This window comes from uncultured Lawsonella sp. (genome assembly GCF_947252745.1).
Lineage (GTDB): Bacteria > Actinomycetota > Actinomycetes > Mycobacteriales > Mycobacteriaceae > Lawsonella.
On the sequence record NZ_CAMXWW010000006.1, the window covers coordinates 104,412 to 125,644 of the forward strand.

A 21,233-nucleotide genomic window follows, 5' to 3' on the forward strand; every position below is an offset into this window, starting at 1 on the left:
CGGCTATTCTCCTGCAGCAGGGAGTCGCCATTCCACAGGCGTTGCCCCCTGCGCAATGAGTTTTTCGTTGGCACGGCTAAAAGGACGTGAACCGAAAAAGCCGCGGGAGGCAGACAACGGGGAGGGATGAGCAGAAGCGATTATTGGAGTAGAACCGAGACGTGGAGTGAGGGTTTGTGCATCGCGCCCCCACAAGATGGCAACCAGGGGCGCCTCGCGGGCCACCAGCGCGTCGATGGCACACTCTGTGATCTTTTCCCAGCCTTTGCCGCGATGCGAGGCGGGGGCACCGGGCCGAACGGTGAGGACTCTGTTGAGGAGGAGGACACCGGCTGCACTCCAGGGGGTGAGGTCTCCAGTGGCCGGGGTGGGATATCCGAGGTCTGCGGAGTACTCCTGGAAAATATTGCTCAAACTTCGCGGAAGGGGGTGGACAGAGGAGTCAACACAGAAGCTGAGGCCTACTGCATGTCCTGGGGTGGGGTAGGGATCTTGCCCCACGATGAGGACTTTTACCTCATCGAAGGGCTGAGTGAAGGCTCGCAACACGTTTTTTCCGGCGGGAAGGTAGCCGCGGCCCGCTGCCAACTCACGCCGGAGGAAGTCCCCCATCCGGGCAACATCGTCTGCGACGGGGGCGAGTACTTCTGCCCAGCCGGGGTCGATGAGCTCCGCAAGAGGGTGTGCTGTCACTATCTGCTCCTAGTAATTCAAGGTTTGCAGTTAATACTGCGTCACGTGGTTAAAGGATTCCCATCCGCCCACTGTCGATACTTCACTACCATCAATGCTAATAAAACTGCTGTCGTTCGTCGCTACAACAGTTTCAACCACACCAATTTGGCGAAACCCACCAGGGAGTTCCGTCCCCGCTGGGAATGTCGCAACGAGTCCGTGGTCTTCTCCCCCGGAAAGAATCCACGTGCGCACGATCTCACGTCCGCTATCTCGCTGTGCGACACGTTCAGCGCACAGTGCAGCCAGCTCGGCAAGAGACTCTCCGGCAGCCGCAAAAACCTGCTCAGTGGAGAGATTGAAGGTGAGCGTCACGGTCTCACCGACAGCTGGTATGTGCTCGCTCTGAAGCCGCAGCTCTTCCCCCAATTTCTCTTGGGAATGCCGCGCAATGTGGTAAAGGTCAAGTAGCAGTCCATCGGAGACATCAGTCATCGCTGTCGCCCCGTCTGCGGCGGCACGAGCACCGTAGCCGTAGGGAGGACGTGGACAGCGGTAGAGATCGCAGGCGTGTTCGACGAGAGCGTGGTGGAGGAACTTCTCTTGGGTGCCGAAGGTACCGGAGAGAATATCAAGCCCCGCTGCGGACCATCCCAGAGTGCCGGCAATGGCGACAATGTCACCGGGGCGTGCTCCGCTCTGCAGAACCGGGGCGTGAACTGGTTCGATGATTTGTCCGAGTGCGGTGACACAAATGACGATCTGTTGGGCTGAGGAAAAATCTCCACCCACTACGTCCGCTCCCGAGCGGTGTGCTTCTGCTACCGTACCTTGGCCGATTCCCGTGATGATGTGGGCGGGGGTATCGCGCGGTGCGGCGATGGCGACGACATAACCGGTGGGGTGCGCACCCATTGCTTCTATATCAGCGGCATTTTGCGCGATAGCACGCCGTCCGATGGAATGTGGGTCGGACCAGTCGAGCCGGAAGTGCTCACCCTCTACCAGGATGTCGGTGCTGACGACTGCTCGGTCTCCTCGTGCGGTAACCACTGCGGAGTCATCCCCTGCTCCCAGGACAGTTGAGGAGTGGCGGGGTGGGCAGACAACGCTGCTGATAATGCCGAGTTCGCCTAGTTCCGCGACGGTGGGTTCCACACTGGTCATGATGTCTCCTTGGGAAGGGTACGGCATCCAGGATTGGTCCTGAGCTCAGACTAGGGCTGATGGTGGGATAGTTCAGTATCGATGAGGGTAGCGATAAGGTCGGAGTAGCTCAGTCCAGTATCCGCCCACATCTTGGGGTACATCGAGATGGAGGTAAAACCTGGGAAGGTATTTATTTCATTAATGACGGGGCCTTCGTCAGTGATAAAGAAATCGACGCGTGCTAGCCCTTTACCGTCAATTGCTCGGAAGGCTTGGCAGGCTAGTTCCCGGACACGGTTAGAGATTTCTGCTGGTACTTGCGCAGGCAGATCGACGTCAATGACATCGTCCAAGTATTTCGTATCGAAGTCGTAAAAGTCACTATCTGCGGAGTCGCCATCGTTATCTCTAGCGGGGGCAGTGTCGGGGATTCTAATCTCTGCAATGTGGGAGGCAACGACCTCTCCTGTGGGGAGTTCCAGCACCCCACATTCGACTTCGCGCCCTTTAATAGCTGCTTCAACAATGACCTTGCTGTCACAGTTCCGAGCTGCAGCCACTCCTGCCGAGAAATCATCCCAGTCTGAGACCTTGCTAATCCCAATCGAGGAGCCGCCGCGGGCGGGCTTGACGAAGACTGGCAGTCCAAGAAACTCTTTCTGTTCGGGAGTGAGGTCATCGACACCAGAGCGCATCACCACCTGAGTGCCAATGGGAAGCCCAGCATTGCCCAGCACAACTTTTGTGAATTCTTTATCCATAGAGTTAGCTGAGGCCGCTACCCCACACCCCACATAGGGGACGCCTGCTAGCTCAAATAGCCCTTGGATGGTGCCGTCTTCTCCATTGGGTCCATGAAGGACGGGGAGAATCACATCTGCTGTGGCGACTATCTCACCGGTATGGTCACCGGCTGTGAACACGATAGTTCCTGGATGTTGAGGGTCGAGGAGTAGTGCCACTTCCTGGCCTGGGCATGGTTCCACGGCGGGAAGCTCGCGTCCGTGTTGGGAGAGCTTGTCAAGGTCCCCATCGCCGAGATACCACCCACCGTCTTGAGTAATACCGATGGGGACAATGGTGTACTGCTCCATCTGCTGCATAATGCTGGCGGCAGAGATGCAGGAGATGGAGTGTTCGGGGCTATTCCCCCCGTAGATAACAGCAACAGTGGTGGTAGTCATGCCATAAAAGTTACCCAATCCTTGCGGTAAATTCCTACTGACCAGTTGCGACTACAGCAGCATCTGGTGGCACTACGTACGGTGAGGGTGATGTTTATGTGAATAAGTGCTGATGTTCGCTTAGCGTGGGCTAGTGGTAGAGCCCGATAGCGCCCTAAAATATGCCTGACTAATGAAAGGTTTTTTATGCATTCTGCTCCTGCCTCTTGGACGCCTACGGGCGAGCCCTCTCCCCTGGCTGGTCTGGTGCCTTCGCACACTACCCTGTCTTCTACTGCTGGCGATCCCCATACCGGTGCGCTGCTGGCAGACAACCGGGGATCGGCACGGAAGTGGTTTGTGTACCGTATCGACGCTCGCAATTCCCCTGACAACCTCGTGCTTGCGGCAGGCGGTGTGGTGTGGCGCCGGTCAAAGTCGGGTGAGCTCGAGGTGCTTCTTGAGCACCGGAAGCGGTATAACGACTGGTCTATTCCGAAAGGCAAGATTGATCCAGGCGAGTCGCCGGTAATGACAGCGATCCGGGAGATTGCTGAGGAGACTGGTTTTCAGGTTCGGTTGGGCAAGTTTTTAAAACGTGTCCAGTATTCTCTATCCGGGAACCGCGACAAGGTGGTGTTTTTCTGGTCCGCTGAGGTTATTGGTGGCAAGTTCCGTGCCAATAGCGAGGTTGACCGTATTGCCTGGTTGCCTGTCGCGGAGGCGGAAGAAAAGATTCAGTATGAGTCTGATCGCAAGGTACTGCAGCGTTTCTTAAAAGCTGATGTTGCTTGGCATCCCGTCATTCTTGTCCGCCATGGTCGTGCAGGAGAGCGTGGCACTGGCGCGGAAGATGTGCTGCGACCATTGGACGCAGTAGGACGCCAGCAGGCTGTGACGTTGGCTGAAGCCGCCAGTGCCTATGGAGTGACCGAGCTCTATACTGCTGATCGCGTGCGTTGCGAACAGACAATGCTTCCCACCTCGCAGCTCCTTAATCTCCCTCTGAAGGTGGAGCGGACCCTCTCAGAGGAGGCTGCTCTTATTCACCCTGACGATACTGTCGATTTTTGGTTGGAGATGTGTGAGCGAGCTGCTCAAGGCGAAATACCGATGGTGTGCTCGCAGGGAGGAGTGATTCCCACTCTTCTCGAAGGGATGGAGACGACTGGCGGCATCGCTTTGGATTCCCGCACATGTAAGTGCAAGAAGGGTGGAATGTGGGTCATTTTCGTGGATGACCACGGTATTGCGAAAGCGGCAGATTACCTGCCGAGCCCGCTTGCTGTGCGCTAACCATTAAGCCATACAACCAGTCATAGCTCGAGAAAAAGACATACGGGAAGCCCACGTGTCCCTTGGCATATGCCAGGACCGCAGGGTTCCCGTATGGTTTGTCTCAGGTCAATAGGGCGTGAAGCCTTTACTTCTTGGACTTCTTCTTCTTGCCCTTCTTGGTCTTCTTGCCAGACTTCTCGGCCTTGGCACTCTTCTTTGAAACCTTCTTTTCTTTCTTCAATGTGTCTGCGTTCGACTCAAAGGTGTTAGTCGCCACTCGCTTTACCGAGATTCCAGTCTCGGGAAGCTGTGCCTCACCTTTGACGACGGCACGGAAGTACTGGCCGGGACGGAACATCGGCACCTGGGTGGGTGCTACCGGCACAGCTTCACCGGTGTGGGGATTGCGGGCGACACGGGCAGCTCGCTCGCGGCGTTCGAACGTTCCGAATCCCATAATGGTGACGGATTCATCGCGTTCAACACTCCTCACAATGATGTCGAGAGTGTTTTCAAGTGCACTGGTAGCTGTGTGTTGGTCGATGTCCATGCGGCGTGACAGTTCCGCCACAATATCGGCTTTATTCATTGCTCCTCCAGGTGTTCTTCGGAAAGCCCGGTTCTTACAGCGGAAACGGTGCCAGAAGGCCTGTATCCAGTGAAGGGGGCTGGCCTCAGTAACAACAGTTGCGCTCTCCTCTAGTAAGGAAGTGCGTGGAACGTACGTCCTCGCGGAGAAAAAGCAGTTGCGGTTCTCTCAGGAGAGCAACAATCGGTGCACCCCGCAGCTTCTAAGAACTAGGGGTCCTCTTCAAAATATAGCCGAAATTCGTTAGCTTAAGGGGCAATTGCCAATGAATTATCGAGTAGTCGGCTTGTAGCTCGGGCGGCCCGCCTCAAAGGCAGCGATTTTGTCCTCTTGGCGGAGGGTGAGACCGATATCGTCAAGACCTTCCATCAGACGCCAGCGGGTGTAGTCATCAAGGTCGAAAGGCACCACGAGGTCACCAGCAGTGACTGTACGATCTGCAAGGCTCACCGTTACCTCCATTCCGGGGTGAGCTTCCATGACCTCCCAAAGCCTCTCAATATCGCCTTGGGCAACCAGACCAGCTACCAGGCCGGCTTTGGAGGCGTTGCCGCGGAATATATCGGCGAAGCGGGAGGAGAGAACCACGCGGAAGCCGTAGTCCATGAGTGCCCACACAGCGTGCTCTCGGGAGGATCCGGTACCGAAGTCCGGGCCGGCTACCAGAATGCTGCCCTCACGGTAGGGCTTTTGGTTCAGGATGAAGTTCTCGTCATTGCGCCAGGCGGCGAAGAGTCCGTCTTCAAAACCGGAGCGCGTAACACGCTTGAGGAAAACTGCAGGGATAATTTGGTCGGTATCGACGTTCGAGCGACGCAGCGGGACGCCAACACCAGTGTGAGAGATGAACGGTTCCATGTTCTTTGTCCCTTCGTGGGTTGACGGGTTACTGGACGGGGTCGAGATCAGCAGGGGCGGCAAGAGTGCCACGTACTGCAGAGGCAGCAGCAACCTCTGGACTGACCAGATGGGTTCGGGAACCCTTACCCTGGCGCCCTTCGAAGTTGCGGTTGGAGGTGGAGGCAGATCGATCCCCTGCCGCCATGGTGTCTGGGTTCATTCCTAAACACATCGAGCAGCCCGGGTTGCGCCACTCAGCTCCCGCAGCAAGGAAGATTTGGTCCAAACCTTCTTCTTCAGCCTGCCGCTTGACGAGGCCAGAGCCAGGAACTACGAGCATACGCACACCATCGGCCACTTTACGACCTTTCAGCACGTCTGCTGCTGCGCGCAGGTCTTCGATACGACCATTCGTACACGATCCAACGAACACGGTGTTGATAGCAATGTCGCGCATCGGGGTGCCGGCTTCCAGATCCATATACTTGAGGGCTTTTTCGCAGGCAAGTTTCAAGGACTCATCGTCAAAATCGTCTGGGCTAGGAACAACGCCGGAGAGCTCTACGCCTTGTCCAGGGTTGGTACCCCAGGTGACAAACGGCTCAATGCCCTCGCCTTTCAAAACGACTTCCTTGTCAAAGATGGCACCTTCGTCTGTGCGCAGCTCTTTCCAGGCGGCAACAGCCTTATCCCACTCCTCACCTTTGGGAGCGTGGGGGCGGCCCTTCAGATAGTTGAAGGTGGTCTCATCGGGAGCCACCATGCCTGCGCGGGCACCGGCTTCGATGCTCATGTTGCAGATGGTCATGCGGTTTTCCATGGAGAGCTTTTCGATGGCGGAACCACGGTATTCGATAACGTGTCCCTGTCCACCTGCAGTTCCAATCTTCGCGATGATGGCGAGAATAATATCTTTTGCGGTTACACCAGGTTGCAGCTCACCGGTAACGGTAACCGACATGGTCTTGAACGGCTGCAACGGCAGTGTCTGGGTGGCCATAACGTGTTCCACTTCAGAAGTGCCAATGCCGAAGGCTAAGGCCCCGAACGCCCCGTGGGTGGAGGTGTGGGAGTCGCCGCAGACGACGGTCATACCCGGCTGAGTGAGCCCCAGTTGTGGGCCGATGACGTGAACAACACCCTGGTAGGGGCTACCCATGGGGTAGAGGCGAACGCCGAATTCTTCGCAGTTCTTGTGGAGTGCTTCCAGCTGAGTGCGAGAGGTGGGGTCGGCGATGATGCCATCAACCATGGGGGTGGTGGGAACGTTGTGGTCCTCGGTGGCGACGGTAAGGTCGGGGCGCCGCAGCTGCCGTCCTGCGAGGCGTAGCCCGTCGAATGCCTGTGGGCTGGTGACTTCGTGAAGCAGGTGTAGATCGATGTAGATGAGGTCCGGCTGGCGGGTTTCACCTTCCCCTTCTCCAGGAACGACGACGTGCTGTTCCCACACCTTTTCAGCGAGGGTCTTGGGGCCGTGCGTGGTGGTCACGATGCTCCCTTCTGTAACACCAAGTGTTACGGCGGACGGTGATGGCGGGCAGATAGTCCATGGGCTAGCTTTAAGTACAGTGCTTGCACGTCAACTATCGTGATGCAGCTACCCACGTTTCCACTTTAATGATGCAGGTGCGAACGTGTTTTTCTAGAATTGAATTAGGTTATCCTAAAAAAGTACTTGCATCTCACAAGATGAGATGATACACTCAGAATATGGGAAAGTCAAGCGGAATCGGCGTCCTCGACAAGACGATGCTCATCCTTACCACGGTGGCGGAAGAACCCTGCTCACTCAACGAATTATGTGAACGATCAAGCCTTCCTCGCGCCACCGCCCACCGCCTTGCCGTAGGCATGGAGCTTCACCGCCTACTCAGCCGCGATGCCTCCGGTCTGTGGCGTCCAGGCCCAGCACTCGCCGAACTGGCAGCAAAATCCACCGATGCCCTCCTCGAAGCAGCCCACCTGGTCCTTCCCCGCTTGCGGGATATCACCGGAGAATCTGTGCAACTCTACCGCATCGAAAATGGACAACGTGTCTGTATCGCCACATCTGAACCACCTACCGGGCTGCGTGATAGTGTGCCCGTCGGCGCACATTTGCCACTCTATGTAGGTGCCTCTTCGAAGGTACTCGTTGCCTGGGCAGATTCCAGTATCCAACGATCAGTATTAGCAGAGGGCGAGATTACTGATACCCAACTCCGCGATACCCGGCGACGAGGTTGGGCGCAGAGTGTCGGAGAACGCGAGCCTGGTGTCGCAAGTGTCTCTGTACCGGTTCGAGATGCCCGTGGGGCAGTCGTCGCTGCAGTCGCTGTGTCCGGACCAATCGACCGAATCGCTAAACGCCCCGCAAATATGTGGGCAGCAGACCTCAAAACCGCATCGAGCGTCATCACCAAACGGCTTTAACAACTGAACAGATATGAGGAGAGCGCACCTACCCGGTACGCTCTCCTCATATGTCTACTAACGGAGTGTATGAACTCCAATTGCCTGTGGGCCGCGACGCCCCTCCCCCACTTCATACTCCACTCGCTGGTGTTCTTCCAGTGTGAGGAAGCCATCCCCAACAATCTCCGAATAATGGACGAAGACATCAGCGCCATTGTCATCGGGGGTAATAAAACCATAGCCTTTTTCTGAATTGAACCACTTAACGGTACCCGTTTCCATGGCGTGTCCTTTCTTCTCCCCGTTCACCAGCAAGCTAGCGGAGAGTCCTCAACGGGATGGTGTTATCCCATTTCTCTCCACTATAACGAGAACTCTGAAAAGGATGCTTCTGCTTCCGTGTCCTCACGGTGCTAGAGGGATATCTGCTAGGCGATTTTCAAACAATGCACCCGAGCACTGATGCCTTACAACTGAAACATCCGGAATACAGAAACCCCCCGACCGAAGCCGGGGAGTTTCTGAGTTGTACCCCCAACGGGATTTGAACCCGTGTTACCGGCGTGAGAGGCCGACGTCCTAGGCCGCTAGACGATAGGGGCGTAACCACTTAGTGAACTAGTGGTGACAGAAGCTTAGCGTATCGCTTCCCATTTTCCAAAACTGTTGTCAGCTCTGGGTTTCTACACTCTCATGGAGTGAAGAGCTGGCCTACCAGGACTCGAACCTAGAATGGCTGAACCAGAATCAGCTGTGTTGCCAATTACACCATAGGCCACTGGGGTCTCATGACCGCCTTAGAAAGGTTACCACTTCACCCCGTGTTAACACCAAATCGAGATATTAACCCTAGTTTTCCAGCGGAATGGCCTGGTAACTCAGTGCTGCAGTGAGGCGTTCCACCGTCACCGTACGACCCAGCATCTCCATCGACTCGAAAAGCGGCGGGGAAATGTGGGTACCAGTAACAGCCACTCGCACTGGAGTAAACGCCTTACGTGGCTTCAGCTCCATCTTCTCGATGAGTTCCTGCTTAAGCGCAGCCTCGATGGCGGAAGCTGTCCACTCGTCATCGGAGATCCCCTCGAGAGCAGCCAACGCAGCACGCAACACCGGCTTGGCATCATCTTTGAGGTTCTTGCGACCCGACTTCTCGTCGATGGCAAAAGCTTCACCACAGTAGAGGAAGTCAAGCAAATCCCATGCATCGCTCAGAACAACAATACGAGTCTGGACGAGCTCAGCTGCCAGGCTAAAAATGTCCTCATCAAGGTCGGCGGGGAGGGTCGTCCCCGTCTTTGAAGGAAACTCCTGCATATAGGCAAGGAGGCGCGCCCGGAAATCAGCAGGCTCAAGCATTCGGATGTGCTCTGCGTTAATAGCATCTGCCTTCTTCTGGTCGAAGTGCGCAGGTGCCGAGTTCACGTTGACCACATCGAAGTTATCGACCAGCTCGTCGATCGTAAAGACGTCGCGGTCAGGAGCGAGACTCCATCCCAGCAGCGCGAGATAATTGAGCAAGCCTTCCGGAAGGAAACCACGATCCCGGTGAATGAACAGATTAGATTCCGGATCGCGCTTGGAAAGCTTCTTATTTCCAGTTCCCATGACGAAGGGTAGATGGGCGAACTTCGGGATGTGCTTCGCTACACCGATACGCATGAGAGCTTCATAGAGAGCAATTTGACGCGGAGTAGACGGCAACAGATCCTCGCCACGCAGCACATGGGTGATGCCCATGAGGGCGTCGTCGACCGGGTTTACCAAGGTGTAGAGCGGGGAACCATCCGAACGAGCGATGACGTAGTCCGGCACAAATTGTGCTTTGAACTCGGTGTAACCACGCACCATATCGTCCCAGCCCAGGTCTTTGTCAGGCATGCGAAGACGGATGACCGGCTTACGCCCCTCCGCGCGGTAGGCGGCTTTTTGCTCCTCGGAAAGATCTCGATCGTAATTGTCGTAGCCCAGCTTGGGATCCTCACCTTTGGCAATATGACGCGCCTCGACCTCTTCATTGGTAGAGAAGGCCTCGTATGCTTCTCCGGACTCAAGAAGCTGCTGCACTACTCTGCGATAGATATCACCGCGCAAGGACTGCCGGTAAGGCTCGTGCGGGCCACCAACCTTGGGGCCTTCATCCCAGTTGAGACCAAGCCACTCGAGAGAATCGACGATAGCCTGATAGCTTTCTTCAGAATCACGTTGCGCGTCGGTGTCCTCAATACGGAAGATGAGCTTTCCGCCAGTATGCCGAGCGTATGCCCAGTTAAAGAGGGCGGTACGAACCATCCCCACGTGAGGGGTACCAGTGGGGGACGGACTGAAGCGAACACGAACGTCTTGTGTAGTCATAGTTTAAGGCTAGTAGCTTTCACGAGTAGGCTGGAGGACGGCGCTACAACAGAGCACCTTTCATCCTAATTGTAGGAGGTGGAGATGGAGCCTGAAAAACCCTCGCAGCCGTGGCAGCACCATCTCCATTCTCGTCCGCGAACTGCTCCTGATTTTCTGCTCTCCCGTGCCACTGGTTCTGTACGCACTAAGGGTGTGAAAGAAACCTTCTCTTCCGTCGCCGCGGCGCGAGAAGCACTGGCGAGCGGGCGTGCAGAGATGATTGTCGGCGCACTGCCCTTCACACCGGGTGCTCCTGCTGCCCTCGTCTCCCCCCGTCAGATCATTCGGTCTGATGCACCTCTGGAACCGCCCGCGTTTTTCCGTGTGCAGCAGATGCGTGCTCGCATTACCGCTTTCTCCCCTACCGCGAGCGAACATCGCCGGCGTGTGCAGCAGGCGGTGGAGGCGATTCGGGATGGAGTAGCCGACAAGATCGTGCTAGCCCGTGCGGTGAACGTGAGTGCAGACGAGGAGCTGGACCCGCAGCTCATTGCTGCCCGCCTACTCGATGGCAGCCCACGACAAGAAGCCTATTTGGCAGACCTCTCCCCGGCGGGGGCAGACTACGCAGGGCATTGGCTGGTCGGTTCGTCTCCCGAGCTACTGGTGAGCCGTCGTGGGAACCGGATTAGCTCGCATCCACTCGCCGGTTCGCTGGCCCGCCACTCGGATCGTCAATTGGATGCGCAAGCTGCGCGCGCTTTGCGCACCTCCGCCAAAGACATCGCTGAGCACCGCTACGTCACACTGGCGTTGGATGAGGCTCTTCGCCCTCTATGTAGCAACCTTGATATTCCCGACACCCCCAGCCTGACCTCCACCAAAGAGATGTGGCATCTGGGGACGCACATTACGGGCACCTTGGCGGAGACAGTACCGCATGGTTCCACTGCTGTCAGTTCTCTTTCCACTGCACTTGATCTGGCGGAACTTCTCCACCCCACCCCAGCGGTAGGTGGCTGGCCTCGCCAAGAGGCTCTCAAATTCATTGCCGATTCGGGCGAAGAGCGGCGTTTCTATGCTGGAACAGTGGGCTGGTGTGATGCTGAGGGGAATGGAGACTGGGTTGTTGCCATTCGCTGTGCAGAACTCGACCTAGCGCACAATTCCGCCACTGCCTGGGCTGGTGGCGGAATTGTGGTTGACTCTCGCCCCTCAGACGAAGTGCAGGAGACCCGCGATAAGTTGCGGACGATCCTGCGCGCGCTGGGGATTATGGACGACGACGCTTAGGCGTCAACAACAGGATTAGACAACGTGCCAATGCCGTCGATCGACACCGTGACGGTATCGCCAGCGACAAGCGGACCAATACCTGCCGGAGTGCCGCTAAGAATAACGTCCCCTGGGAGTAGCGTCATAACGCTACTAATGAATTCGATGATTTCTGAAACCGTGTGGACTACCGCTGCCGTGTTTTCATCCTGACGAACTTCGCTGCTGCCGTCGGAGTGTGTCACCTCCACCAAAATGTCCTGGTCAGATGGGTCCAGCTGCGTTTCTATCCACGGTCCAAGGGGGCAGAACGTGTCGTAGCTCTTCGCACGGGTCCACTGTCCTTCCGCCCTTTGGATGTCACGGGCAGTAACGTCATTGGCGATGGTGTAGCCCAGAATCACTCGTCGTGCGTCCATGGCATCAACATTGCGGCACGGCTGGTTGATGATGATGGCAAGTTCACCCTCGTGGTCAACGCGCTGACTTGCTGCTGGGCGTCGAATCGGGACCCCCGGGCCGATAATGGTGGTTGGGGGCTTAATGAAGATGACGGGTTCGTCTGAGGTTTGGCTGCCAAGTTCTTTGGCATGATCGATGTAGTTCTTCCCGACGGCCACAATCTTCGTGGGAAAGATGGGCGCCAGCAGCCGCACCTCGGACAGCGCGAAGCTCTTGCCGGTAAAAACAGGCTGGCCGTCCCAGGGAAGTTCATCAACCTGGCGAAGTGTGCAGGTGGCAGGGCTATCTGGGTCTCCCTCAACAATGCCGAAGGAAACACCGTCAGGGGTGGCAAAACGAGCAATACGCATAGTTGGAGGATACTCCTTAAAATAGGACACTGCCCGGTAGGCGGTCCTCGGAGTTAGCGTCCAGGAGTACTACCGGGCAGTGTGTACTGGTACAGCAGTGTGAAGTCGCCTTACTGGAGGGCGGCGACGATGCGGTCTCCCACCACAGAGGTGGAGATGGGGCCGTCACCACGGTGTGCGACATCGTCTTCGACGACCTGCATGATGCGAGTGGCTTCCTCGTCGTAGCCAAGATGCTCCAGCAGCATGGCAGCGGAGATAATTGCGGCAGTAGGATCAGCCAGGCCCTTGCCCGCGATATCCGGCGCTGAGCCGTGAACCGGTTCGAACATAGAGGGGTTGGTACGAGTGGCATCAATATTGCCGCTTGCAGCCAGGCCGATCCCACCCATCACTGCACCAGCAAGGTCGGTGATGATGTCACCAAAGAGGTTATCGGTAACGATGACGTCGAAACGACCCGGGTCGGTCACCATGTAGATAGTGCAGGCATCAATGTGGCAGTAGTCGGTGGTCACCTCAGGGTACTCGACGGCCACCTCATCAACTGTGCGCTTCCACAGCGAACCGGCGTTCGTGAGGACGTTCATCTTGTGAACGAGGGTGAGGCGCTTATCTCGCTTCATCGCCCGCTCGAAAGCATCCCGGACGACACGTTCCACCCCAAAGCGGGTATTGAGGGAGGTCTCGGTAGCTACTTCGGCGGGAGTTCCTACCCGAATAGCGCCACCGTCACCACAGTAGAGCCCCTCAGTTCCCTCGCGGACAACTACGAAGTCGAGGGCCGGGTTACCGGCCAGCGGGGACTCTACTCCGGCGTACAGTTTGGCCGGACGCAGGTTGACGAAGTGGTCTAGTGCGAAACGGAGCTTCAGAAGCAGTCCACGTTCGAGTACACCGGGGGCAACACGTGCGGGGTCGCCGATAGCGCCCAGCAGAATAGCGTCGTGCTGGCGGATCTTCTCGACGGTCTCATCAGAGAGAATCTCACCAGTTTTCAAGTAGTGGTCTGCTCCAAGTGCGTAGCTGGTGACCTCGATATTGGGGACAACCGCTCGGAGAACTTTGAGGGCTTCCGCGGTGACCTCGGGCCCAATACCGTCTCCGCCGATTACCGCGAGATTGATGCCTTTGCTCACGCCAGGTCCACCTGCTCTGCGCGGGTTGCTCCGATAGAGGCGCTGATACTGTCCATTTCCTCTTCCGTAAGGGCACGGTCGAGACGCAGCAGCGCGGTGGCTCCGGCACCCTTGGCATCGGGGCTGAGAGCGCAGGAGATGATGTCCACGCCGGCATTCCCCAGCGCGGTAGCGAAGAGGCCGAGGGCGCCCGGGCGGTCTTCGTAGGAGAGCACCAGGTTGTGTCCTTCAGCGCGCATGTCGAAGCTACGCCCGTTAATGCCGATAATCTTCTGAACCTTTTCAAGGCCAGTCAGGGCACCCGACACGGAGTTGACGGTGCCTTCGGCGGTGACGGCGCGGACTTCCACCACGGAGCGGTGAGTGAGGGCTTCCGTCTGAGTATCGACCTCAACAGAAACACCACGTTGCTCAGCGAGTTGTGGGGCGTTAACGAAGGTGACGGCTTCCGTCGTGGCAGCTGCGAAGAGGCCCCGCAGTGCGGAGAGGCCAAGGATACCGACGGATTCTGCAGAAAGCTCACCTGAGACGACAACCTGTAGGGCGGTGACGGGTTCCTGGGAGATGACGCCAGCCAGCAGACCAAGCTTGCGGACGAGTTCCAACCAGGGTGAAACTTCCTCGTTAACGGGGCCACCGGAAACGTTGACAGCATCCGGGACGAATTCACCTGCAAGTGCCAACAGTACGGACTTGGCGACATCAATGCCGGCACGGTCCTGTGCCTCTGCAGTGGAGGCACCGAGGTGCGGGGTGAGCACGATGTTCTCGGCGTCCAGCAGCGGATTATCGGTTGGGGGTTCCTTGGAGTAGACGTCGGTTGCAGCAGCCCGAACCTTGCCGGAGGCGAGAGCGGCAGCTAGGTCTTCTTCCACGATGAGACCACCGCGGGCAGCGTTGACAATAATCACACCGTCCTTGCACTTGGCTAGCTGCTCCGCGTTGATGAGGCCAGCAGTCTCGGGAGTCTTCGGCAGGTGGATAGAAATGATGTCGGCGCGGGAGAGCAGCTCGTCCAGGCTCACCAGTTCGACACCGAGCTGAGCAGCACGGGCAGCGGGAAGGTAGGGGTCATAAGCAACAACGGTGGTATCGAATGCCTTCATCCGCTGTGCGTACAGCTGGCCAATGTGGCCCAGACCAATCACACCGATGGTCTTTTGGAAGATTTCGGTACCGCTGAAGCTGGAGCGCTTCCATTCGTGGTTGCGAAGAGTTTGATGGGCTGCCGGGATCTGGCGGGCAGCGGACATGGTAAGGGCCACTGCGTGTTCGGCGGCGGAGTGAATGTTGGAGGTGGGGGCATTGACAACCATGACACCACGGGCGGTGGCAGCGGGAATATCAACATTGTCGAGGCCGACTCCGGCACGGCCGACGATCTTGAGTTTGTCGGCAACGGCAAGTGCTTCCGCGTCGATGGTGGTGGCAGAACGCACCAGTACGGCGTCTGCGTCGGGGAGAGCTGCAAGCAGTTCTGGACGGTTCGGACCATCGACCCAGCGGATTTCTACACCATCACCCAGTGCATCTACGGTCGATTGAGCAAGTTTGTCGGCAATCAGCACAACGGGACGAGCATTTTGGCTCACGGGATTCTCCATTTTTTGTGAAGTTACTTCTGGCACGACCGCGCCAGAAACTCGATGCACCGTCGTGTCACGCCCTATGGGGGTGAGGGCATTGTGGGAGCTCTGGGGAGCGGCGTTTCCTACAGCCTCACAGCCTGGCTATGCACGAGGGATGCAGGAATTATTCTAATAGGGAAAAGCAGATATAGAAATAAACACCCTGTTCCTACCGGAGGGTAGAAAACAGGGTGTTCATTAGCGTTCTATCGCTTGGGTTTAAGCGGTTTCGGTGATCTCGCGCTTGACCCAGCTCATCATGTCGCGCAGGTCTGCACCGACAGACTCAATCTGGTGAGCGTTAACCTGTGCACGCAGGTCTTCAAGCTCCTTGTTACCGTTCTCAACGTTGGCAACCAGGCGCTTTACGAAGGTGCCGTCCTGGATCTCCTTGAGAACCTGGCGCATGGCTTCGCGGGAAGCGTCACCAACAACACGCGGACCGGACAGGTAACCACCGAATTCGGCGGTGTCAGAGATGGAGTAGTTCATGTTGGCGATGCCGCCCTCGTAGATGAGGTCAACAATGAGTTTCATCTCGTGGCAGCACTCGAAGTATGCCATTTCAGGTGCGTAACCGGCTTCAACAAGAGTCTCAAAGCCCATCATGATGAGGGATTCGAGACCGCCGCACAGCACAGCCTGCTCACCGAAGAGGTCAGTTTCGGTCTCTTCCCGGAAAGTAGTCTTGATAACGCCAGCACGGGTACCACCGATGCCCTTAGCGTAGGACAGGGCAAGAGCTTGTCCTTCACCAGTCGGGTCCTGATCCACGGCGATGAGGCACGGCACGCCGTGGCCTTCCACGAACTGACGGCGGACGAGGTGACCCGGCCCCTTGGGGGCACACATGGCAACGGTGACGAACTCGGGAACCTCAATGAGCTTGAAGTGGATGTTCAGACCGTGTGCGAAGAAGAGGGCGTCGCCTTCCTGGAGGTGCGGCTTGATGTCCTCGTTGAAAATCTTGGCCTGAGAGGTGTCGGGGGCGAGCATCATGATGGTGTCAGCCCACTCAGCAGCCTCGGCGTTGGTCATAACCTTGAGGCCCTGCTCCTCTGCCTTAGCAGCGGACTTGGATCCCTCGCGTAGACCAATAACAACCTCGACGCCAGAATCGCGCAGGCTCAGTGCGTGGGCGTGGCCCTGCGAACCGTAACCGATTATTGCGACCTTGCGGCCCTGGATGATGGACAGGTCAGCGTCATCACAGTAGAAAGTTTCGACTGCCATGGATGGAGTCTCCTTTTTCGGTGTATTCATATGGAGTCGTACGAGCTATCCAGCCGTACGTTTCATTGTTAAGTCTAGCGGTTCTAGGAAGTCACAGTCAGCGGGTAGCCGTCATGGACTTCGGACCGCGGCCCAGGGCGATCGTGCCAGACTGCACAATCTCCCGAATTCCGAAGGGGTCAAGCACGCGCAGTAGTGCATCGAGCTTGTCACGGGTGCCGGTGGCTTCCAGGGTCACAGACTCAGGGGCCACGTCGATTACCTTCGCTCGGAACAGTTCCGCTGTCTGCACAACTTGGATGCGGTTGTTAGCGTCGCAGCGAACCTTGATGAGGATGAGTTCCCGGGACACGGAGGTCTCGGGATCCTGTTCGACAATCTTCAAGACGTTAATGAGCTTGTTGAGCTGCTTCGTCACCTGTTCGAGGGGAAGTTTGTCGACTGCCGTGACGATGGTCATACGGGACACTCCCTCGACCTCCGTCGGACCGACAGCAAGAGAACGAATGTTAAAACCACGGCGGGCAAAAAGGCCAGCAACGCGGGTGAGCACGCCTGGCTTGTCTTCCACCAAAATGCTCAGGGTATGAGTAGTCATGGTTAGATGGTTTCCCTTCCGACCTGGTCTTCGTCAACAAGCGGGTACATGCCCTTGACCATCATGATTTCGCTGTTGCTGGTTCCGGCGGGCACCATTGGCCACACCTGGGCGTCCTTGGCAACGACGAATTCGACGACGACCGGGCGGTCGTTAATCTCACGTGCCTTCTCGATGGTGGGAATAATGTCCTCTTCATTTTCCACCCGGAAAGCAGCACAACCGAGGGCTTCTGACAACATGACGAAGTCCGGGATACGGCGAGTGTGAGTTTCCAGAATAGTTTGCGAGTAGCGCTCTCCGTAGAAGAGGGTCTGCCACTGGCGCACCATACCAAGGTTGCCGTTATTGATGAGGGCAACCTTGATGGGAAGGTCACTGAGCGCGCAGGTCGCCAGTTCCTGGTTGGTCATCTGGAAGCAACCGTCACCGTCAACGGCCCAGACTTCCTTATCCGGATTACCGGCCTTAGCACCCATAGCGGAGGGGATGGCATAACCCATAGTTCCCAAACCACCTGAGTTCAGCCAGGTGCGAGGGTTTTCAAAGTCGATGAGCTGGGCAGACCACATCTGGTGCTGGCCCACTCCAGAGACGTAAATAGCCTCCGGACCAACCACATTAGAAAGGGTCTCGATGACGTGCTGAGGCGACAGGTGACCTTCCTCGTCTAGTGCTTCCTCGTACTTCACGGTGTACCGGTCGCGAAGTCCGTCGAGGTATGCAACCCAAGCACTAATGTCTCCCACGATCTCTTCTGCGGGATCAGCTTTCATCGCCTCGATGAGCTCGATGATAACCTCACGCACATCTCCAACAATGGGGACGTCAACATCAATGTTCTTGCCGATTTCAGCAGGATCGATATCAGCGTGAATGATCTGCGCATCTGGGGCAAAGAACTCGAGGTTGCCCGTAACACGGTCATCAAAGCGGGTCCCGAGGGCAATGATGAGGTCAGTCTTTTGCAGGGAGGCGACGGCGGGGACGGCGCCGTGCATACCCGCCATACCGTAGTTGAGCGGATGACTCTTCGGGAAGGCATCAAGGCCCATAAGGGTGCACGCGACCGGAATACCGGTGAGGGTAACGAGGTCGAAAAGTTCCTTGGACGCATTCGCACTGATAATGCCGCCACCCACCATGAAGACGGGCTTTTTGGCTTTGGAGATAAGTCGTGCAGCTTCACGGACCTGCTTGCCGTGCGGCTTAGTCACGGGGTGGTAGCCCGGCAGGTCGATAGCGGGCGGCCAGGAGAAGGTGGTCTGTTGGTTCATAGCGGACTTGGTGATGTCCACCAGCACCGGACCAGGACGCCCGGTCTGGGCGATGTAGAAGGCTTCTGCGAGCACCTGTGGGATGAGGGCGGCATCCTTCACTAAGAAGTTGTGCTTCGTGACGGGGATAGTGATGCCGGAGATATCAGCTTCCTGGAAAGCATCCGTGCCTATAAAGGCTTCACCCACCTGGCCAGTGATAGCAACCATGGGGATGGAGTCCATTTGTGCATCGGCGAGAGCGGTCACGAGGTTGGTAGCGGCGGGGCCAGAGGTCACCATGCACACACCGACGCGGCCGGTTGAGCGGGCGTAACCTTCGGCTGCATGGCCGGCACCCTGTTCGTGACGCACCAGAATGTGGTTGATAAAGGTGCTGTCGTATAGCGGATCGTATACAGGGAGAATTGCGCCACCCGGGAGACCAAATACGGTATCTGCGCCGAGTTCCTCAAGAGAGCGGATAACCGATTTGGCGCCGGTGCACTTCTCCGGTTCCACAACACGGTTACTGCTGGTTGCGTGGGCTGCTTCAGCAGGGGTGGGGATGGTCCCATGTCCCGGCTGACGAGCTTCTGTTGCGCTCACATCAGTTCCTTCAGGTGACGTGCAGATGGTAGGTTTCCGTCTGCGGGGGGGTGATAGTAAAAAACCCTCGACAGCGTGGCTGTGCGAGGGGCGTTTAGCTTCTTCCTGGATCCGGCAGCATCAACCGGGTCTAGCGTAAACGCCGACCGCGAATGCGTACAGATACTAGAAGGTGAAGCACGCTCTTCATACTAGGCTGCAAATCCCATATGGTCAAAAATTGTGGCCACTCTTTGGGATTAGACGCTCACGTTACGATGGTTCTGTGTTAGTGGCACAATAGAGGTACATCACTTCAGTGCTGTCTCACAATAATTGACACAAGGTACGAGTGCGAGAGCCGTGCAAGATCTGCCCACTACACTCCTCTCCACACTCCTGTAGAAAGGCTGGCTAATGCCTCAGCTCCGATCTGCTCAATCAACGCGCGGACGTAATGCCGCGGGAGCGCGCGCCCTCTGGCGTGCCACTGGCGTCAAAGACTCTGATTTTGGTAAACCGATAATCGCCATTGCCAACTCCTACACGGACTTCGTACCAGGACACGTCCACCTCAAATATGTGGGCGACATCGTCAAAAAGGCCATTGAAGAAGCAGGCGGAATCGCAAAGGAATTCAATACCATTGCCGTTGATGACGGTATTGCCATGGGTCACGACGGCATGCTTTATTCCTTGCCTAGTCGTGAGATCATCGCGGACTCCGTGGAGTACATGTGTAATGCTCATACCGCCGACGCAATCGTCTGTATTTCTAACTGTGACAAGATCACCCCAGGCATGCTGAATGCTGCGCTCCGCCTCAATATCCCCGCAGTTTTCGTCTCTGGCGGCCCCATGGAAGCCGGCGGTGCGGTAGTTGTCGACGGTGTTGCCCGAAAAGCCTCCGACCTTATTACCGCCATCTCTGCGAGTGCCTCTGACAACACTGATGACGACGCCCTCCTGACTGTCGAGCAGTCCGCATGCCCCACCTGCGGGTCATGCTCTGGCATGTTCACCGCGAACTCCATGAACTGCCTTACCGAAGCACTCGGCCTTTCCCTCCCCGGCAATGGCTCCACGCTGGCCACCCAGATTGCTCGACGCGGCCTCTTCGAACGAGCCGGCTCTCTGGTGGTCGAGTTGGCAAAGCGCTACTACCAAGATGGTGACGAGTCCGTCCTCCCCCGCTCTATCGCGACCCGTGAAGCATTCTGCAATGCGATGACACTCGATATTGCCATGGGTGGATCGACGAATACAGTTCTCCATATCTTGGCGGCTGCGCAGGAAGCTGAGGTGGACTTCACCCTCGCCGATATCGATGCAATCTCGCGTCGCGTACCCTGCCTGTCGAAGGTGGCTCCTAACTCGGACTACTACATGGAGGACTTCCACCGGGCGGGAGGCATCCCTGCGCTGCTGAGTGAGCTGAACCGCGCCGGGTTGCTCAACACGAATGTCCACTCTGTCCATTCCGCTAGCTTCGAGGACTATCTGGCCGAATGGGATGTGCGTGGTGGATCCGCTTCTGACGCTGCCATTGAGCTTTACCACGCTGCACCGGGTGGCGTTCGGACCACTCAGCCATTCTCCACGGCCAATCGCTGGGAGAGTTTGGATCTCGATGCCAATAACGGCTGTATCCGCGATATCGCGCACGCCTACACCAAGGAGGGTGGCCTCTGCGTGCTCCGGGGAAATATCGCTGAGGATGGCGCCATCCTAAAAACTGCTGGTATCACTGAAGACCAGTTCCACTTTGAAGGCCCCGCCCGCGTTGTAGAAAGCCAAGAAGAGGCAGTCTCCGTCATCTTGACCAAGACCCTGCAGCCAGGTGAAGTTCTTTTCGTCAACTATGAGGGGCCCTCTGGCGGTCCGGGCATGCAGGAGATGCTGCACCCCACCGCTTTCATTAAAGGCGTTGGCCTGGGTAAGGAGTGCGCATTGGTCACTGACGGCCGCTTCTCCGGCGGCTCCTCTGGCCTGTCCATTGGTCACGTCTCCCCCGAAGCAGCTCATGGTGGTGCTATCGGCTTAGTGCGCAACGGCGACCCCATCTACATTGATGTGTCGGAACGCAAGATCGAACTGCAGGTGAGCAAGGAGGAGCTCGACAAGCGTCGTGCCGAAGAGAATTCTCGCGAGCATCCTTGGACTCCGCATAAGGACCGCCCGCGGGCCGTCTCTAAAGCACTGCGTGCGTATGCCAAGATGGCCGCGTCCGCAGACCGCGGCGGTGTGCGCGATATCGACTGAGTCTCGCTGTTAACGAT

Annotated in this window: 18 protein-coding genes and 2 tRNA genes; 4 read left to right on the plus strand and 16 right to left on the minus strand. The window is 57.1% G+C overall.

The genetic code is table 11. From position 1 onward, the window contains the following. Window positions 1-3: 3 nt before the first annotated feature. The 3 genes from Q0X28_RS06740 to Q0X28_RS06750 are packed head-to-tail and all read right to left on the minus strand — an operon-like array spanning window position 4 to window position 3,008. Window positions 4-693 (minus strand): uracil-DNA glycosylase, encoded by a 690-nt coding sequence (locus tag Q0X28_RS06740; RefSeq protein WP_296237418.1) that lies wholly within the window; start codon window positions 691-693, stop codon window positions 4-6. 30 nt (window positions 694-723) lie between these two features. Beyond that, window positions 724-1,842, minus strand: coding sequence for a thiamine-phosphate kinase (gene thiL / locus Q0X28_RS06745; protein WP_296237419.1), 1,119 nt, complete (start codon window positions 1,840-1,842; stop codon window positions 724-726). A gap of 50 nt (window positions 1,843-1,892) precedes the next feature. After that, window positions 1,893-3,008, minus strand: coding sequence for a D-alanine--D-alanine ligase family protein (locus Q0X28_RS06750; protein ID WP_298577213.1), 1,116 nt, complete (start codon window positions 3,006-3,008; stop codon window positions 1,893-1,895). Between the two features lie 186 nt (window positions 3,009-3,194). Here Q0X28_RS06750 and Q0X28_RS06755 point away from each other — a divergent pair, with 186 nt between their 5' ends. Further along, a complete protein-coding gene (locus Q0X28_RS06755) occupies window positions 3,195-4,283 on the plus strand; it encodes an NUDIX hydrolase (protein ID WP_296237421.1) in 1,089 nt (362 codons plus the stop codon). A gap of 127 nt (window positions 4,284-4,410) precedes the next feature. Here the strand turns inward: Q0X28_RS06755 and Q0X28_RS06760 are convergent, their stop codons facing one another. From Q0X28_RS06760 to leuC, 3 genes are all read right to left on the minus strand, one after another. Continuing rightward, complete coding sequence (locus Q0X28_RS06760) at window positions 4,411-4,854, minus strand: HU family DNA-binding protein (protein WP_296237423.1); 444 nt, start codon at window positions 4,852-4,854, stop codon at window positions 4,411-4,413. Between the two features lie 270 nt (window positions 4,855-5,124). Continuing rightward, window positions 5,125-5,712 (minus strand): 3-isopropylmalate dehydratase small subunit, encoded by a 588-nt coding sequence (gene leuD / locus Q0X28_RS06765; RefSeq protein ID WP_296237424.1) that lies wholly within the window; start codon window positions 5,710-5,712, stop codon window positions 5,125-5,127. 28 nt (window positions 5,713-5,740) lie between these two features. Further along, window positions 5,741-7,183 (minus strand): 3-isopropylmalate dehydratase large subunit, encoded by a 1,443-nt coding sequence (gene leuC, locus Q0X28_RS06770; RefSeq protein ID WP_296237425.1) that lies wholly within the window; start codon window positions 7,181-7,183, stop codon window positions 5,741-5,743. 221 nt (window positions 7,184-7,404) lie between these two features. On the opposite strand from leuC, the gene Q0X28_RS06775 reads away from it, so the two are divergent. Further along, entirely contained in the window at window positions 7,405-8,106 is a 702-nt protein-coding gene (locus Q0X28_RS06775; protein WP_296237426.1) for an IclR family transcriptional regulator, read from the plus strand. A gap of 57 nt (window positions 8,107-8,163) precedes the next feature. Here Q0X28_RS06775 and Q0X28_RS06780 read toward each other — a convergent pair whose 3' ends face one another. The 4 genes from Q0X28_RS06780 to gltX form a co-directional block, all read right to left on the minus strand. Next, the gene (locus tag Q0X28_RS06780) at window positions 8,164-8,370 is read right to left on the minus strand and encodes a cold-shock protein (RefSeq protein WP_296237427.1); all 207 of its coding nucleotides are present in this window, start codon (window positions 8,368-8,370) and stop codon (window positions 8,164-8,166) included. Between the two features lie 247 nt (window positions 8,371-8,617). Further along, a tRNA-Glu gene (locus Q0X28_RS06785) sits at window positions 8,618-8,690 on the minus strand. A 104-nt stretch (window positions 8,691-8,794) separates the two neighbouring features. Continuing rightward, window positions 8,795-8,866, minus strand: a tRNA-Gln gene (locus Q0X28_RS06790). A gap of 71 nt (window positions 8,867-8,937) precedes the next feature. Then, window positions 8,938-10,443 (minus strand): glutamate--tRNA ligase, encoded by a 1,506-nt coding sequence (gene gltX, locus Q0X28_RS06795; RefSeq protein WP_296237428.1) that lies wholly within the window; start codon window positions 10,441-10,443, stop codon window positions 8,938-8,940. Window positions 10,444-10,527: 84 nt separating this feature from the next. On the opposite strand from gltX, the gene Q0X28_RS06800 reads away from it, so the two are divergent. Beyond that, window positions 10,528-11,718 (plus strand): isochorismate synthase MenF, encoded by a 1,191-nt coding sequence (locus Q0X28_RS06800; protein WP_296237429.1) that lies wholly within the window; start codon window positions 10,528-10,530, stop codon window positions 11,716-11,718. Here Q0X28_RS06800 and Q0X28_RS06805 read toward each other — a convergent pair. The 6 genes from Q0X28_RS06805 to Q0X28_RS06830 all read right to left on the minus strand — a co-directional run bounded on the left by Q0X28_RS06805 (window position 11,715) and on the right by Q0X28_RS06830 (window position 18,936). Further along, the gene (locus Q0X28_RS06805; RefSeq protein WP_296237430.1) at window positions 11,715-12,512 is read right to left on the minus strand and encodes a fumarylacetoacetate hydrolase family protein; all 798 of its coding nucleotides are present in this window, start codon (window positions 12,510-12,512) and stop codon (window positions 11,715-11,717) included. The two genes, Q0X28_RS06800 and Q0X28_RS06805, sit on opposite strands and share 4 nt — an antisense overlap. A gap of 110 nt (window positions 12,513-12,622) precedes the next feature. Beyond that, window positions 12,623-13,639 (minus strand): 3-isopropylmalate dehydrogenase, encoded by a 1,017-nt coding sequence (locus tag Q0X28_RS06810; protein WP_296237712.1) that lies wholly within the window; start codon window positions 13,637-13,639, stop codon window positions 12,623-12,625. 8 nt (window positions 13,640-13,647) lie between these two features. Beyond that, window positions 13,648-15,243: a phosphoglycerate dehydrogenase gene (gene serA / locus Q0X28_RS06815; RefSeq protein ID WP_296237431.1), complete on the minus strand. Its 1,596-nt coding sequence runs from the start codon at window positions 15,241-15,243 to the stop codon at window positions 13,648-13,650. 255 nt (window positions 15,244-15,498) lie between these two features. Continuing rightward, a complete protein-coding gene (gene ilvC / locus Q0X28_RS06820) occupies window positions 15,499-16,512 on the minus strand; it encodes a ketol-acid reductoisomerase (RefSeq protein ID WP_296237432.1) in 1,014 nt (337 codons plus the stop codon). Between the two features lie 97 nt (window positions 16,513-16,609). Next, window positions 16,610-17,110 (minus strand): acetolactate synthase small subunit, encoded by a 501-nt coding sequence (ilvN, locus tag Q0X28_RS06825; protein WP_296237433.1) that lies wholly within the window; start codon window positions 17,108-17,110, stop codon window positions 16,610-16,612. A gap of 2 nt (window positions 17,111-17,112) precedes the next feature. Then, a complete protein-coding gene (locus Q0X28_RS06830; RefSeq protein WP_296237715.1) occupies window positions 17,113-18,936 on the minus strand; it encodes an acetolactate synthase large subunit in 1,824 nt (607 codons plus the stop codon). A 435-nt stretch (window positions 18,937-19,371) separates the two neighbouring features. On the opposite strand from Q0X28_RS06830, the gene ilvD reads away from it, so the two are divergent. Beyond that, a complete protein-coding gene (ilvD, locus tag Q0X28_RS06835) occupies window positions 19,372-21,216 on the plus strand; it encodes a dihydroxy-acid dehydratase (RefSeq protein ID WP_296237434.1) in 1,845 nt (614 codons plus the stop codon). Window positions 21,217-21,233: the final 17 nt, after the last annotated feature.